Consider the following 13,577-nt stretch of genomic DNA (forward strand, 5'->3'; position numbering starts at 1 on the left):
ATGGCCCTTCCCGGCATCAGCAACGCCAACGAGTTCTATTCCGCTCACTACCTGGAGAGCGTGCTCACGGGCGACATCAAGAAGGTTCGTGAGCGCTGGCTCGAAGCCGCGAGGGAGCAACTGGAGGCCGATCCCACGGCGGAGATCAGCACCCCCGAGCAACGCTTCAAGGCCCTGCGCAGGCCCTGGCAGAGGCTGAGGGAGGCCGAACTTGGCATCAGCAACGACCCAGCCGAGCGGCTGCGGCTGCAGAGAGAGCTGTTCTTCCAGCCGCTGCTGGAGGCCCTCGGCTATCCCTATGTCCCCAAGGCTGAGCCGGTGCTGGTTGGCGATGAGGCCTACCAGGTGCCGTTGCTCGCAGAGGTGACCAATGCCAAGGGCGAACCCTGGCTGTGGGCGGTGGAGTGCTTCAACCCCAACGATGAGCCTGCCGATCCATTGGAACTCACGATCGTCAGCCGCTGGGGCTGCCAGATCGATGATCCGTCGCTGGGAACGGTGCTGACCGATGGCGACGGTCAGGGCAACGAAAGCTGGGAAGTGCTCATCAGCGAGCGGGTGTTCGGCCAGGACGTGCCACCGCGTTGGGTGCTGGCGGTGAGCCGCGACCAGCTGCTGCTGATCGACCGGCAGAAGTGGGCGGCGTCACGGCTGCTGCGCTTCGAGCTCGACACGCTCCTGGGGGACAACAACCCCGATGCCCTGCTGGCCGCGGCCACCCTGCTGCACCGCGAACACACCTGCCCGAGCGGGGGCGGCACGCCGCTACTCGATGAGCTGGACGAGAACAGCCACAAGCACGCCTACGAAGTTTCCACCGATCTGAAGTACGCCCTGCGCCGCTCGATTGAACTGCTGGGCAATGAGGCCATCACGTGGCTCAAAACCAAGGCGCGCGAGGGGGTCTACAAGGGCGAAACCGACGCCAAGGCCCTCACCTTTGAGTGCCTCCGGTACATGTACCGGCTGCTGTTTCTCTTCTACATCGAAAGCCGGCCGGATCTGGGCTATGCGCCGATGGGCAGCGACGTGTATCGCCTCGGCTACAGCCTCGAGAGCCTGCGGGACATGGACTCAGCCGAGCTGGGCAGTGAGGAGGACAAGGAGAGCACCTACATCAGCGATTCGCTGGATCGGCTGTTCCAGATGATCTGGGAGGGCTACCCCAAGCGCGAAGACGAAACAGCCCAGTTGCCCCTGGCCGACGCGGAGGATCCCTTCCACGACAGCTTCCGGCTGACACCGCTGAAGGCCCATCTGTTCGACCCAGCGCGCGTGCCCACCTTGAGCCGCGTGCGCTTCCGCAACGTGGTGCTGCGGGAGGTGATCGAGCTGATGTCGCTCACCAAGGAGGGCAAGGGAAAACGCCGCGGCCGCGTGAGCTATTCGCAGCTCGGCATCAACCAGCTGGGGGCGGTGTATGAGGCGCTGCTGAGCTTCCGTGGCTTCTTCGCCGAAGAAGACCTCTACGAGGTGCAGCCAGCCCCGAAGAAAAAGACCACCAGCAGCAACGACGAGGACCCTGAGGAGGAGTCGGGCGACGAGACCGGCGACGATGGCAGCACCCCCAAAGCCAGCGGCCAGGAGCACGACGAACTCGATGTGGGCCACTTCGTGACCGCCGAGCGGCTCACGGCCTACAGGGCCAATGAAATCGTGGTGGACCCGAAGACCGGCAGTGCCAAGTGCTACCCCAAGGGCTCCTTCATCTACCGCCTGGCTGGCCGTGACCGCGAGAAGAGCGCCAGCTACTACACCCCTGAATCGCTCACCCAGTGCCTGGTGAAGTACGCCCTCAAGGAGCTGTTGCCGGGCAAAACCTCGGCCGAGATCCTGGAGCTGAAGGTGTGCGAGCCGGCCATGGGCTCGGCGGCGTTCCTGAACGAGGTGGTGAACCAGCTGGCCCAGGCCTATCTGGAGCTGCGCCAGCAGGAAACGGGCCGCACGATCAGCCATGAGCGCTACAACACCGAGCTGCAGAAGGTGAAGATGCGCCTGGCCGACCGCAATGTGTTCGGCATCGACCTCAACCCGGTGGCGGTGGAGCTGGCGGAGGTGAGCCTGTGGCTCAACAGCATCTACCAACCGGAGAATGGCCGCGCCTTCGTGCCCTGGTTCGGCCAGCAGCTGCAGGTGGGCAACTCCCTGATCGGCGCCCGCCGGCAGATCTATCGGGTGAACCAGCTGCCCGCCGACACGGGCCGAAAGGCCAAGCCCAACAAGCTCTGGCATGAGGAGCCCCCCGAGGAGCTTGCCTGGGGCGTGCCCTTGCCGGAGGACGCCATCTTCCACTTCCTGCTGCCCGATCCGGGCATGGCTGCCTACGGCGACAAGGTGATCAAGGGCCTGGTGCCCGAGGCGATCGAGCGCTGCAAGCGCTGGCAGGCCGCGGCCATCAAGGCCCCCTTCAGCGAGCAGCAGATCCGCACCCTGCAGCGGCTCAGCCGCCTGGTGGACGGGCTGTGGCAGCAGTGGATCCCGGAGCTGGCCCAGGTGCGGGAGCGCACCACCGATCCGCTGCCGGTGTGGGAGGAACCGGGTGATGGAGCCAAGGGTGTGGCCAAGTCCCTGAGCCTGAAGGACCTCATTCAGGCCCAGGAGGTGGCCGGCGAGGGGGTGGCCAATGCCAACGCGCGGCTGCGGCTGAAGCTGGCGATGGACTACTGGTGCGCCCTGTGGTTCTGGCCGCTGGAACAGACGCTGCTACTCCCCAGCCGCGAGGAGTGGCTGCTGGAGCTGAGCATGGTGCTGGGGGATCTGGAATCCAGCCTGGAGGCCGATGAAGGGCAGCTGCAACTGCTGCCCGATACGAAGCCCAAGCAATTGGCAGTGGATTTCTCGGATCGTCATGGCTATGTGAACAAGACAAAGCTGGTAGCGGAGTTCCCGCGCCTGAAGCTGATAGAAGCCACCGCCGAGCGACAGAGGTTCCTGCACTGGGATCTGGAGTTCGCCGATGTGCTCCAGGGCGGTGGCTTCGATCTGATCGTGGGCAACCCGCCCTGGCTGAAGGTGGAGTGGGAAGAGAAGGGGATCATCGGCGATGTGGATCCGATGGTGCTGGTGCGCAAGCTCAGCGCCAGTGATCTGTCCAAGGTGCGCAGCGAGGCCTTCGCAGCGCACCCTGCTCTGAAGGCGGCCTACTTGGAGGAGTACGTGGGGCAGGCGGGCAGCCAGGCCTTCCTGAATGCGGTGGCGAACTATCCCCTGCTCAAGGGCAGCCAGACCAACCTGTTCAAATGCTTCCTGCCCCAGGCTTGGCGGATGGCGTCAGAGCAGGGCGTAAGTGGTTTCCTGCATCCGGAGGGGGTGTATGACGATCCGAAGGGTGGGGCACTGCGTCATGTCCTCTATGAGCGGCTGCGCAATCATTTTCAGTTCCAGAACCAGCTGATGCTGTTCCCGATCGGACATCGCGTGAAGTACAGCCTCAACATCTACGGACCAACGCGAAAACCCAGCTTCATCCATCTGGCGAATCTGTTTCACAGCAAAACCGTGGATGCCTGTTTTGCCCACGACGGCCATGGCGCAGTGGGTGGCATCAAAACCATCGACAACCAATGGAACATGGCTGGTCACCGCCAGCGCCTGATTCCAGTGTGTGAGCAGAGCCTGGCTCTCTACGCCCAGCTCTACGACGAAACGGGTACGCCCGCTCGCCAGGCGCGCCTGCCGGCGCTGCATTCCCAGCAACTGCAGAGCGTACTGGAGAAGTTTGCAGCGGCGCCTCAACGACTGGGTGATCTGCAAGGTGATTACATCGCCCTGGAAATGTGGCACGAAACGAACGCCCAGAAAGACGGCACAATTCGTCGTAACACCAGCTTTCCAGCGGATGCCAGTGAGCTGTTGCTCTCAGGCCCCCACTTCTACGTGGGCTCTCCCCTTTATAAAACGCCCCGTGCCATCTGCACAGAGAAGGGCCACTACGACTGTCTCGATCTCACCAGCCTGCCGGACGACTATTTCCCTCGCACGAACTACCGCCCGGATTTATCACCCTCTGAGTACCGCTCTCGCACACCTCGGGTGCCCTGGGGAGAAAAGAAGCTGGTAACAGAGTTTTATCGGATTGCAGCGAGAGGCATGATAGGGGCTGCCGGCGAAAGAACCTACATTAACGCAATCTGTCCAAAGAGAGTTGGCCATATTCACGGAGTTCAGACTACCATCTTCAAAGATAGTGCGCGACTTCTTTCTCAAGCTGCATTCGGCTCGAGCTTGCTTGCGGACTTCTTTATCAAGTCAACTGGAAGGAGCAATCTCCACTACACCTGGGAAGCTTTCCCTGCCCTAGAGACTACAGAGCCTCTTTGCATTCGAACACTGGCTCTTACCTGCCTCACCACCCTCTACGCCGATCTCTGGGCCGAGTGCTGGGATGAAACCTTCCTCCAGCAACGCTGGCCAAAAGACGATCCCCGCCTGCCCAACAGCTTCTTCACCAACCTCACGCCCACCTGGCAGAGGGATTGCGCCCTGCGCACCGATTACGCCCGCCGCAATGCCCTGGTGGAGATCGATGTGCTGGTGGCCCAGGCCCTCGGCCTCACTCTGGAGGAGCTAATCACCATCTACCGCGTGCAGTTCCCGGTGATGCAGCAATACGAACGCGATACCTGGTACGACCAGAACGGCCGCATCGTTTTCACCTCCAGCAAGGGCCTCTCCGGCGTCGGCTTCCCCCGCAAGGGCTCCGGCCGCGGCCCCAAAAAGACCACCGGCTGGGAAGACATCCAGGGGATGACCTCCGGCACCGTCTCCCGCACCATCCTCGATGACACCCTGCCTGGGGGGCCGGTGGAGCGCACGATCACTTATCAGGCGCCGTTTGATAGGTGTGATCGGGTGGAGGATTATCGGGGGGTTTGGGAGAGGTTAACCAGTGAATCAACCTAGGGGCACCTCGAACAATACCGGTTTACCCTGGAAGTACCAATTGAGACTCATGTCCTAGCCGGCGTCAGCCTTGGCCAATGGTCGAGGCAAGGCCGATTTTTTGAGGTGCCCCTAGGATGAATGGTGTCTCTTGCTAGGAAGCGTCTTGTCTTTCAAGTAAATGCATTTGAGCAAGATGCGCTAGCGTATCAATTTGCTCCTTTGCTGGAATTTCCTTGCCATCCTTCCAGCTTTTCGGAGGCATCTCACAGTTGAGTGATCCATATCGCAAAATGCAATGCGAATAAGCAACCCGAGCTTGGGTGCAATAGCTCCACTTCCAATTCTTATCATTTCCCAGGATGGCCCAGGAAGCATTTCCGGTACTAAGTGCATCTAAAATTAAAATCGAGAAATCGCGCAAACTTTCAATGGCAAGATCATAGTGAAATCTATTTGCAGGATGAAAATTAAGATTACAACTTGGAGAGTAAGTATACTTGACAGTTTTGTCTAGCGCTTTGACTGGCAAGATAATCGTTCCCGTCGTGCAGTGCACCTTTCTTTTCTTGCCTTTTGTAGATCTAAAGTCATCACGAGAAATCCCAACTGCAATAACTCCTAGGGCATGGCCAATATCTAAAGAGCTCAATACCTTTAGCCTGTACACAGATATGCCACTATTGGCTCCACATAATATGTATTCTTCTACTCGCTTAATCAGGTCGTCACTCCATGGCCCTCCCCTACATGAGCGCACCTCATTAAGGATACTCAAGAACTCAACTTGATTATTGCAAAGGCGGACAAAGCCATTTATGTGATTATTTCGAATGATACTCTTTGCTTTAGTCGAAAGCCAGCCAAGCATACTCAGCAAACCATGTCAACTATACCGACCACCAAGTCTCTATGTGGTAAACTTTCATTATCTAGAGCCATATTCACTCTTTGGACCCCCTCGCCACTACAGCAAAGCATAAGAAAAGCAGTAGCAGACTGAGCAAGACGCCTATTATCGCTTTTGATCATATCGGCCACGAAGTCAATCAGATATCTACAATCCGTAGAAAATTCTGCGTTAGTAAGTGAAGCCAGGAAGATATGCTTGCTCAGATCGGGCATTTTAGTTAAATAATGTGCAGCCTTATCATGAATTATGTCGGAAGCATCCATAAGCCAATCAACGATAGCCCCCGCTTCAATATAAAGATGTCTTTCGTCTTGAATAAAAGAGTTTGTCAAAGAACAAAAAGCTTGATATACTGAATCTGGCAAGCTAGGGCTTAGCTGATCACTAAAGCGCGGCCATGGGACTGGATGGCCAAGAAAAGAAGATACTGAACGGGTAAAATAGTATCTTCGAATGTCGGCATTCTTAAGGGTGACGGAGAAATCTACCAGAACGACATCATCTATTGACGAAGCCTGGTGAGCGTCTTTTAAATAATGCGAAGAAATAAATATTACACTATTCGACTGAGCTTGGTCGCAAGGAGTCTCGTAGCGTTGACGTGATGGCCCAATTGAAGAAATTTCGGAGTTGCTTATTGAACTGGTCAAGAACTTGACGGACATTTGCGAATTCGAGGGTTGATTCTGTGTAGCAATCCGAGTCAATCAAATAGCAGACCTCATCCGAGCCATCCTTCTTGGCTAAGCCTGCTCTGACACGGAGTATAGCACCCTCAACATTCAGGCTGCAACCAAACGTTAGGAACGCATCTGATAAATCGGACTCTGATAAATCTGTGGACACCAAGCAGCCTAGAACTGACGACTTGAGCAACTGATTCCAAGTGGTATCCCCAAGCCCTAACTCAGAACGGACAATCAGATTTTGATACCGAAGCCCAACCCTTGAGAACGATGCTGGAGAATAAATGCTATTGAATACTTCGAGCGCCTTGAAAAGGCGTTCTCTAAAATCCTCCCATCTAGTATAATTTAGAGTTGAAAGAGCGATCGAGTCACTGGCGAGCGTCAGCTTCCACTCTGCTGACTCATGAATGAACTCATAAGAAACAAATCTTTGATCAGCCTCTGATTGGACAATCGATAAATCCGCAGATGCTATGGTTACTGAATTGCCCTGTATGCAATTAATATTTGGATACTCATCTCGAATTGCGTCTTGAAGCTTATATGGGGCTTCGTACTCTATCCTTAGTATTTTCGGGAACTTCAGCTGACAAATGACCTCCACCAACGGGTTGGCGCTGTAAGTCACTCGTTGAGAATCGGGAAATCTCATGCTTAAGTGAGTGCTCGCTGCTGGATGACGGGTAGTATACATCGGCTTCTCGAAAAGTGCAAATCATATTTAGTGTGATTAAGCCAAGAGCTCTGGTATTCATAAATTGGCAACTTCATAAAATAACAATGACCCTTGCTTGGGGATAATGGTTGTCTTGAGGCCAAGCATGAAACCGATTTTGCTGTGCTTCGTGGCATATCAATCACTGCCCTTGCTAGCCCCCAAAAAAGCCTGCTTCGCCAGCGCGTTTAATACATCGGAGAACTTGGCTACCTCTCCCTTGCCAAGCCGTAGCCGATAGCGCCCCCAGCGCTTGTCGTAGTCCATGACATCCAACCCGGAGGCCTCAATGGTGGCTTCCGTCTCCTGGGATTGTGGAAGGCGCACCTCCACCCTCAAGGCATTCTTCTGCGGCCTGAACTGCACGAAATTGTTGGGCTGCCCATTGGTGGCCAGACCGATGTAGAACTTGTTGTATTTAAGCTCAAGACCAGGAGCGAACTCCGCCACCAGCTTCAGCACCTCATCGGCCATGGCCACGGTGGCCTTCGAACCCCGCGCCTCCCAATAGGAGCGATCGGTCACCTCCTGCACCTCCTCGTCCTCATCCACCAATCCGAAGCGAGCCTCATCCAGCACGGTGGTGAAGAGCAGTGAAACTGTGCCTGCGAGCTGCACCGCACTCATCTGGATCGCGATCAAGGGGATGGTGCCGTTGAATAGGGAAATCACATTGAGGAATCTGGCCGTGATCTCCTCCGCCACGATCACCGCCGTGTGCTCGTACTGGGGATAGCGCTTGCGCTCAATGTCCCAGTATTCGATCGTGCGGATGATGTGGGATTCATCCGTCTTGCCGAGCTGTACCTCCACCTCGTAGCGGTGGCTTGCCTCTGCGTCCTGGAGCAGCAGATCCAATCGGCCGGCCCTGGGCTGGATGCGCTCCTTGTCCTTGAGCACAACATCCCCCAACCCAAGGATCTGAGGGTTTTCAGCAATCCGGTCCTGCACCCATCGCTCGGTGAGCTCGGGGTGACTCTTGAGCGAGAGCTTGATGATCGGTTCGTATTTCATCTTTTCAGCTGCTCCATTAGCACCGCGAACTGAGCCTTGTACTCCTCCTGGCTGAGCTCCCCAGCCGCAAACCGCTGGGTAAGACGTTCCATTCCGGCCAGGATCACTTCATTAGTTTTCTCCACCACCGTCGCCTCGAAGTCCACGGAAGCGGCGCCTGTCTCCACTTGCTTGTCTTTGCTGAACAGCTTGCCCGCCCAGCCCAAGGCCTCGCCCACCTTCGCCCCGGCCCGACTGGCCACATCCCCAGCGGCGAATAGCGCCTGATCGAACGCGCCATCCTCCCGGCGGAACCGCTTGGCCAATGCGGGCAACTCTTCGAGCAGATGATCCTGGCCGAGGGCCTCCAGCAGCCGAGCCAGCACCTCCTGCTCAGCGTTCTGTAGCTCGCCATCGGCCGCCACAATCAGGCAAAACACCAGGGCAACCGATTCTCGGTTGGCGGGCTCCTGGATCGAACGCAACGCCGCGCAGGCCCCATCGAGATCGGCGTTCACCTTCTCGGCCAGCCGCTGCAGCTCTTCCTCCGGCAAGGCCAACTGCTTGAGGAAGGTGAGATACACCTCCCGTTCCTTGTCGTCGAAGTTCCTGTCGGCCAGAGCTAAGGCCATCAGGCCTTCGAGCACCGCCACCTCCGCCTGTTCGTTGCGGCCGATGTGCCCCTGCAGCCGCCGGGTTTCCTCCCGCAATGCCGCCGAAACCCGCACACCATGGCTCACCCGCGCTCCCATCACCCGTGTGGTGGCGTAGTTCCAACCCGCGGAGATCCCCACCCCAACGATCGGCACGGCCGTCTTGAGGATTGCCTTCTGGGTCACCTGCTTGGCGATCCTGGGGCCGAGCACCGAGCTCGCCGCGGCCTGTATCAGCGGGGTGTTGCCATGGATCAGGCGGAACAGCTGAGCCCTGGCCACCTCCGGCCCCAAGGCCTTGAGGCCCAGCCCGCCCACCTCCGCCGCCTTCACCCCATAGACCACCGCAAACAGCCGGGTGAGCTCCTCCGGGTCATCGGCAGCAAGGGGGATGTCGTAGACGAGGTGCAGATCGAACGCCAACCGCAGTTGCAGGCGCACGGTGAAGAACACCTCCGCCATCACTGCCGTGATCGCAGCCGGCAAGCCCACACCTGCTGTGAGCACCGCAGCACTGGCCGTGGCCCCCGAAAGCCCGCCGGCAACAGCGGCGTACTTCTCGGCCAGCTCGCAGAGCTTGCCGGCAACCGCATCGGTGGGCAGGCCCGGATACTTGCCCCGCAGGTAGGCGGCCCCGCCCAGCTCCATCACCTTGCGCTCGTAGCTGCTCAGGCAGCTCTTGAGGAACTTGTTGAACCAGCTGCCGTCCTTGATCGCCTGGACCCCGAAGGCCTGGACGGTTTCCTTCAGATCCGCGATCTCCTGCAGGATGCCGGCCTTGATTGCCTCGGCGTCATAGCCACCACCGCCCTCGGCAGCTGGGTTGGAGTCGACCAAGGGGATTGGGCAAGTCGAGGTTCTTATAGTCGCAATCCAGTCCAATCGGTCGATTTCGCTTAGACCCTTGGCCCAATGGCGCACGGCCAAGGTTGATCCCGCTTCCCCCGGCGGGCCGCGGCCGTGAAGGAGTGCTTTCACGGCGTCAGATCCCCCCTCGCCTGGTTCCTCTGACAGGTTTTCAGGGGAGACTTCATCGGGTACGTGTAGGCCAGCATGGGTGCTGACTTCCTGGTCATCGACACCGAAGGGTCGCCCATCCTGCGTGAGGTGGCCGTGGTCGATGCCCGCGGGGAGCTGCTGCTCGAGGCCTTCACCCCTGATCAGGGCGACTGCTACCACAGCAATGATCTGGTGCGGCCTCTGCCCGATCTGCTTCGCGAGCTCCGCTTGCTCTTGCGCGGCCGCCAGCTGGTGGCCCATAACGCCGGACACGACCGCACCGTTCTGAGCGCCAGCTTCGAGGCCTGCGGCCTTACCCCGCCGGTGCTCGACTGGTTGTGCACGGTGGCGATGGCCCAGCAACTGCACCCGCGCCTGGAGTCCTATTCCCTCGGATCCCTCTGCGATCAGCTGGGCGTCGGCAGCGAACCCTTCAGTCCTGACGCGGCTCACCAGGCCGCCTACGACGCGCGCTTCACCCAGCGGCTGTTCCGCCACCTGCAGCGCGATCAACTATGTCGCCGCCTGGCGCAGGCGGCTAACCCCTTCAGCAGCTCGAGGGTCGACACCCCCTTCCAGCACTTCGCCGATGAGCGGCAAGTCAACAGCACTGCCTTCGCTCGACTCTCCGCCGTGCTGCGCAGTGTGGGCGCCGATGCCAACCACCAATCCCAAGGGGCCGTGCTGATCGGTGAACCAGGTGCGGGCAAGACCCACCTGGTGATGCGGTTGGCCGAGGAGGTGCTCTCCAGCAACCGCCTCCTCTTCATCCGCCAGCCAACCCAGGCGGCCAGCGTTCTCTTCCACGTTTATTCCCGCACCCTGGAATCGCTGGTGGAACGGGTGGGGGAAGGACCCCACAGCCAGCTGGACCTTCTGCTGATCCGCTCGATCCGCAGGATTGTCGCTGCAGGCGGCGCCACCACCGAACGGGATCGCGAGATCCTCAGCGCCCTCGAGGCCGAAGACCTCGGACGCCTGGGGCAGGAGGGCAGCGATGCCCGCCGCCAGCGTTGGGAGCGCATCGAGGCCTGCCTGTTGCGCTGGTGGGCTGATCACCATTCCGCCTCGGGCTTCGGGCGGCAGATCCTCCAGGGTCTGCTGCGCTTTTGCCGCTACAGCGAACCTCGGCGCCGCGAGAGCTGCCGTCGCTGGCTGGCCACCGGCGAGCATGAGCCGGTAGACCGAGAGCTGGAGGGCCTCAGCCCCTGGAATGACGAGCAGCTGCGGGAGGAATTTTCGCTCCAGGCCCTGAGGGTGATCGGACTGCTCTGTTGCCTCGACCAGCCCTTGATCTTGGTGTTCGACCAACTGGAGGGGCTGTGGCTGGAGGGCAACCGCCCCGTGCTGCTGCGGTTCGGGGAGGTGATCAAGGAGCTGTTCACGCATGTGCCCCATGCCCTGGTGCTGGTCACACTCTTCCCGGATCGCTGGCAGCAGTTCCAGGCCGATTTCGACGGCAGCATCACCGGCAGGGTCGCCCAGCATGTGATCCAGCTGGAACAGCCCCGGCCCGATCAATTTGAGGCCATCTTGGATCTGCGGCTCGAGCCGCTGGAGGCCAGCTCCTTGGAGCTTTTCTCCATCGACGAGCTCACGTCACTCGTGCGGCAACCGTCGATTCGGAGCTGCCTCAACCGCGCCGGTGCCCTGTTTGAACACCGCGTTCGCGGCATTCCGCTGCCCCCCTTGGCACCTGCGTCGGCTGTGCCCACCCGTGAGCAGCATGGATTCGCCCTGAATCAGCGTTTACTGGGCCTGGAGCAACAGTTGACCCTGATCCTGCATCGGCTGGATGCCCTGGAGGGACAACAGGCATCCCAGGACGTTGCAACTTCTGATGCCCTTGCCCCCCAGCTCGTACCCCAGCGGATGGAGCCCGAGGACGTGATGGATGCCGAGGTGCGGCTGGTACCCGTAACGGGCTCAACCGCACCCTCGATCGATGACACCGACTTCACCTACGAGTCGCTTTTCCTCCGCTACCACCAGGCGTCCCTCCAGACCCTCCGCCAGCGCTGGGAGCACCCTCAGATCATTGACGAGTCCGACGATGCCGGCAAGCTCAGACAGATCTGCCTGGGCTATCAGCAGATGCGGCCCCTTCGGGTGGGCGCACTGCGACTGGGAAACAAGCGGGTTCCCGACAACCTGCTGATCGAGGGAACCGGCCCGTCGCGCTGCATTGCCTTTTTGCATGTGGCCAATGGCACGTCAGTCAATGCCCGACTGCGCAATCTCAACCAATTGGTGCTGCAACACCGCCAGGTGCAGTTCATCCTGATGCGTGATACCTCAGCGCCAGCGATTCGATCGCGCCAGGCCAGCGAGGCCCTCAAGGCCTTCGAGAACGGCAGTGGTGATGGGAAGAAACGCACCTTCTGGCGCCCGCTTGATCTCCAACGCCGCGTGGCCCTTGAGCTTGTCCATCAGCTGGTGAGCGACATTCTCAACCGTGAACTGGATCTGCCCCTTCAGGAAGGGCTCGATCTATTGGCCCGCCATGAGCCGCAGAACTGGGTGGTGAAGCTGCTCCACCCTGCCTGACCACGGCCAGGGATTCAGGCCGAAGGCTCCGGCATGATGCCATTCACCTCAAACTGCCCCCGCTGGAAGTGCCACACGCTGTTGTCGTCCAGACATCGGAAGGCCACTTCCACTGCACTGCTCTCCACCTGCACATCCACCTGATCAAAGGGTGTGCTCTGAAACACGCAACAGCTGATCGCGCCAAATTGCACCACCTCGTCATCGCTGCGGGCCGAGTGGTATTCAAAGGCCTCAACTCCGGCCTCACGCATCCGCTGGCCCGTGGCCTGGGCAAACCGGGTATCTACGGGATCACGCAAGCAACGCTGCAGTGCTTTTGAGCGTTGGTGTTGCAGCTGCAGTCCAAGCTCCGTGCTCACGTCCACGTGGAACAAGGTTTTGCGCATCGCCGCGCTTCGCGGAAATGGCCGTTCAGGACCGCCTTGAAATACCAGCTCGTAGTAGGCCCCCTCCAGGAGGCAACCCAAGCGTGATCGTGAGCCATAGAACAGGCCCCGTTCCCTGGGCCTGGAAAAGCGCGACCCGTAGGGTTTCGGATAGCGGAACGGAGTAAGCAGCAGCCGATGCCGCACGGGACATTCTTCCGCATCCGGCAGCTCCGGTTTGCTGGACTCAAGAAATTCCTCCAACCGGGCCTGCTCATCCAGGCTGTCGGTTATGCGCCGCGTGGCCTGAGCACCCTGCTGTTCCACCAGCCGCATCACCACACCATCCAGTCGAGCGCTGGTCGTTAGATCAACCTGTGGCGCCGGGCTCACGGCCGACCGCGCATCGCGTCGAGATACTGCACCATTTCCACCAACTGCACCGGATTCTGTAGTTGCTGCCGGGGGATCCCTCTGGTGTGGCGGTTGGCTGTATCCAGCCAATGCCTCATCAAGGTCGTGTCGTCGCCCACCAGGGCGGACAGGCTGCGATGCAGACGCAGCACCAGGGCAATCATCTGTCGGGTGTGGGGATCGATGCGACCCTGAGCCCGGTTTTGCTCGAAGAACGTGCGGCTCTTGCCGATCGCCTGCGCTGTTTCCTGGGCCGTCAGGCCCAGCTCCTCGCCGGCTCGCTGCAACGCCTTGCGCAGCAGGACGTTCTCGTTGACGCTGCTGGTGGTTTCGCTGGGCTTGGTCTGAACGGCCACTTGCCTTCTCCTTCGTCGTCCCAGTATGCCTCAGTCGCGGCAAACTGGA

Annotated in this window: 9 protein-coding genes; 2 read left to right on the plus strand and 7 right to left on the minus strand. The window is 59.5% G+C overall.

The genetic code is table 11. The features are described from left to right. On the plus strand, positions 1-4,902 hold the full coding sequence (locus ACXMDP_RS07560) for an Eco57I restriction-modification methylase domain-containing protein (RefSeq protein WP_259729615.1): 4,902 nt from the start codon (positions 1-3) through the stop codon (positions 4,900-4,902). Between the two features lie 133 nt (positions 4,903-5,035). Here the strand turns inward: ACXMDP_RS07560 and ACXMDP_RS07565 are convergent, their stop codons facing one another. The 5 genes from ACXMDP_RS07565 to ACXMDP_RS07585 form a co-directional block, all read right to left on the minus strand. Then, positions 5,036-5,752: a hypothetical protein gene (locus ACXMDP_RS07565; RefSeq protein WP_259729614.1), complete on the minus strand. Its 717-nt coding sequence runs from the start codon at positions 5,750-5,752 to the stop codon at positions 5,036-5,038. Between the two features lie 2 nt (positions 5,753-5,754). Next, positions 5,755-6,459 (minus strand): hypothetical protein, encoded by a 705-nt coding sequence (locus ACXMDP_RS07570; protein ID WP_259729613.1) that lies wholly within the window; start codon positions 6,457-6,459, stop codon positions 5,755-5,757. Next, a complete protein-coding gene (locus tag ACXMDP_RS07575) occupies positions 6,353-7,177 on the minus strand; it encodes a TIGR04255 family protein (protein WP_457767193.1) in 825 nt (274 codons plus the stop codon). Before ACXMDP_RS07575 ends, ACXMDP_RS07570 begins: the two co-directional genes overlap by 107 nt. Before the next feature lie 159 nt (positions 7,178-7,336). Continuing rightward, positions 7,337-8,212 (minus strand): hypothetical protein, encoded by an 876-nt coding sequence (locus ACXMDP_RS07580; RefSeq protein ID WP_259729612.1) that lies wholly within the window; start codon positions 8,210-8,212, stop codon positions 7,337-7,339. Further along, entirely contained in the window at positions 8,209-9,681 is a 1,473-nt protein-coding gene (locus ACXMDP_RS07585) for a TerB family tellurite resistance protein (RefSeq protein WP_259729611.1), read from the minus strand. The genes ACXMDP_RS07580 and ACXMDP_RS07585 overlap by 4 nt, the downstream gene beginning before the upstream one ends. 216 nt (positions 9,682-9,897) lie before the next feature. Here ACXMDP_RS07585 and ACXMDP_RS07590 point away from each other — a divergent pair, with 216 nt between their 5' ends. Beyond that, positions 9,898-12,390 (plus strand): 3'-5' exonuclease, encoded by a 2,493-nt coding sequence (locus ACXMDP_RS07590; RefSeq protein ID WP_259729610.1) that lies wholly within the window; start codon positions 9,898-9,900, stop codon positions 12,388-12,390. A 14-nt stretch (positions 12,391-12,404) separates the two neighbouring features. Here ACXMDP_RS07590 and ACXMDP_RS07595 read toward each other — a convergent pair whose 3' ends face one another. Both ACXMDP_RS07595 and ACXMDP_RS07600 read right to left on the minus strand, forming a co-directional pair. Then, positions 12,405-13,094, minus strand: a complete 690-nt coding sequence (locus ACXMDP_RS07595; protein ID WP_457767213.1) for an RES family NAD+ phosphorylase — start codon at positions 13,092-13,094, stop codon at positions 12,405-12,407. Positions 13,095-13,147: 53 nt separating this feature from the next. Then, positions 13,148-13,528 carry an MbcA/ParS/Xre antitoxin family protein gene (locus ACXMDP_RS07600; protein WP_259729608.1) on the minus strand — a complete coding sequence of 127 codons (381 nt, stop codon included), beginning with the start codon at positions 13,526-13,528 and terminating at the stop codon, positions 13,148-13,150. Positions 13,529-13,577: the final 49 nt, after the last annotated feature.

Source organism: Cyanobium sp. ULC065 (assembly GCF_977927515.1).